The following is a 2637-nucleotide window of genomic DNA, read 5'->3' as shown; positions in this document are numbered from 1 at the left end:
GGTGTTCGCGTCCGTTTCTTGAGAACTCAACAGTGTGCTAAAAGCCAGTGCATGATGAATTAACCCCGTCATGTTGTCTGTGACGGATTCCTTTGGTTGATACTGATTGTATCGGCCGGGATTTTCTCGAAAACATTGTTTGGAGAGTTTGATCCTGGCTCAGGACGAACGCTGGCGGCGTGCTTAACACATGCAAGTCGAGCGGAAAGGCCCTTCGGGGTACTCGAGCGGCGAACGGGTGAGTAACACGTGAGTAACCTGCCCTTGACTTCGGGATAAGCCTGGGAAACCGGGTCTAATACCGGATATGACTGCTATCGGCATCGGTGGTGGTGGAAAGTTTTTCGGTCAGGGATGGACTCGCGGCCTATCAGCTTGTTGGTGGGGTAGTGGCCTACCAAGGCGACGACGGGTAGCCGGCCTGAGAGGGCGACCGGCCACACTGGGACTGAGACACGGCCCAGACTCCTACGGGAGGCAGCAGTGGGGAATATTGCGCAATGGGCGAAAGCCTGACGCAGCGACGCCGCGTGGGGGATGACGGCCTTCGGGTTGTAAACCTCTTTCAGCAGGGACGAAGTTGACGTGTACCTGTAGAAGAAGCGCCGGCTAACTACGTGCCAGCAGCCGCGGTAATACGTAGGGCGCAAGCGTTGTCCGGAATTATTGGGCGTAAAGAGCTCGTAGGTGGCTTGTCGCGTCTGCCGTGAAAGACTCGGGCTTAACTCGGGTTCGGCGGTGGATACGGGCTGGCTAGAGGTAGGTAGGGGAGAACGGAATTCCTGGTGTAGCGGTGAAATGCGCAGATATCAGGAGGAACACCGGTGGCGAAGGCGGTTCTCTGGGCCTTACCTGACGCTGAGGAGCGAAAGCGTGGGGAGCGAACAGGATTAGATACCCTGGTAGTCCACGCTGTAAACGTTGGGCGCTAGGTGTGGGGTCCTTCCACGGATTCCGTGCCGTAGCTAACGCATTAAGCGCCCCGCCTGGGGAGTACGGCCGCAAGGCTAAAACTCAAAGGAATTGACGGGGGCCCGCACAAGCGGCGGAGCATGTTGCTTAATTCGACGCAACGCGAAGAACCTTACCAAGGTTTGACATCACCTGGAAATCCTCAGAGATGGGGGCTTCCTTTTGGACCGGGTGACAGGTGGTGCATGGCTGTCGTCAGCTCGTGTCGTGAGATGTTGGGTTAAGTCCCGCAACGAGCGCAACCCTTGTTCCATGTTGCCAGCACGCCTTTCGGGGTGGTGGGGACTCATGGGAGACTGCCGGGGTCAACTCGGAGGAAGGTGGGGATGACGTCAAGTCATCATGCCCCTTATGTCTTGGGCTGCAAACATGCTACAATGGCCGGTACAGAGGGTTGCGATACCGTGAGGTGGAGCGAATCCCTAAAAGCCGGTCTCAGTTCGGATTGGGGTCTGCAACTCGACCCCATGAAGTCGGAGTCGCTAGTAATCGCAGATCAGCAACGCTGCGGTGAATACGTTCCCGGGCCTTGTACACACCGCCCGTCACGTCACGAAAGTCGGCAACACCCGAAGCCCGTGGCCCAACCACTTGTGGGGGGAGCGGTCGAAGGTGGGGCTGGCGATTGGGACGAAGTCGTAACAAGGTAGCCGTACCGGAAGGTGCGGCTGGATCACCTCCTTTCTAAGGAGCACTCGCTTCGGTGCTGCGGCATCGGGGTGCATGGCTGCGTTCATCGGCGGATGTCCGGTGCGTGGTCGAGCTCATTAGTGGAGCACTGGTTATTCAGTTCGGTGGTTGGTCGCCGTTGTTGGTACCGCCTGCGGTTTCGTGGGAGTGGGAAGGCTTCGGTGGGGGCTGCTGGTTCTGGGCACACTGTTGGGTCCTGAGGGAACGGGCCGCGTTGGCGGTTGTTTCCTTGCAGGGCCGGCTCTCCGACATACCACCAGCACGTGTGTGCTGGGTTTGGTGTCGGTTGGGGTCTGGTTTCTGGTTGTTGTTTGAGATTTGCATAGTGGACGCGAGCATCTTTGTGGCCAAGTTTTTTAGGGCACACGGTGGATGCCTTGGCATCAGGAGCCGATGAAGGACGTGGGAGGCTGCGTTATGCCTCGGGGAGTCGCCAACCAGACGTTGATCCGGGGATGTCCGAATGGGGAAACCTAGCACCAGTCATGTGGTGTTGCCGCCGTCTGAATGTATAGGGCGGTTGGTGGTAACGCGGGGAAGTGAAACATCTCAGTACCCGTAGGAAGAGAAAACAATAGTGATTCCGTGAGTAGTGGTGAGCGAAAGCGGAGGAGGCTAAACCGTATGCGTGTGATAGCCGGCGGGCGTTGCGTGTGCGGGGTTGTGGGACCTTCTTGAGAGAGCCGCTGTTCTCTTGGGCAGTGATAAATCGATGGGATAGTTGAATGCTCTGGGATGGGCTGCCGTAGACCGTGATAGTCGGGTAGGCGAAATCTTGTCGACTGTTTGAGGGTATCCCAAGTAGCACGGGGCTCGAGGAATCCTGTGTGAATCTGCCAGGACCACCTGGTAAGCCTAAATACTTCCTGATGACCGATAGTGCACGAGTACCGTGAGGGAAAGGTGAAAAGTGCCCCGGTGAGGGGTCGTGAAATAGTACCTGAAACCGTGTGCCTACAAGCCGTAGGAGCGTAG

Annotated in this window: 2 rRNA genes; both read left to right on the top strand. The window is 57.4% G+C overall.

Going from position 1 to position 2637, the window contains the following annotated elements:
- Window positions 1–136 precede the first annotated feature (136 nt).
- Window positions 137–1656, top strand: a 16S ribosomal RNA gene (locus QSK26_RS41360).
- A 351-nt stretch (window positions 1657–2007) separates the two neighbouring features.
- Window positions 2008–2637, top strand: a 23S ribosomal RNA gene (locus tag QSK26_RS41355); the annotation flags it as partial.

This window comes from Microtetraspora sp. NBRC 13810, assembly GCF_030268685.1.
Classification (GTDB): domain Bacteria; phylum Actinomycetota; class Actinomycetes; order Streptosporangiales; family Streptosporangiaceae; genus BSRQ01.
Note: the sequence above shows the minus strand (reverse complement) of the source record. Positions and strands in the feature narration are given on the sequence as shown.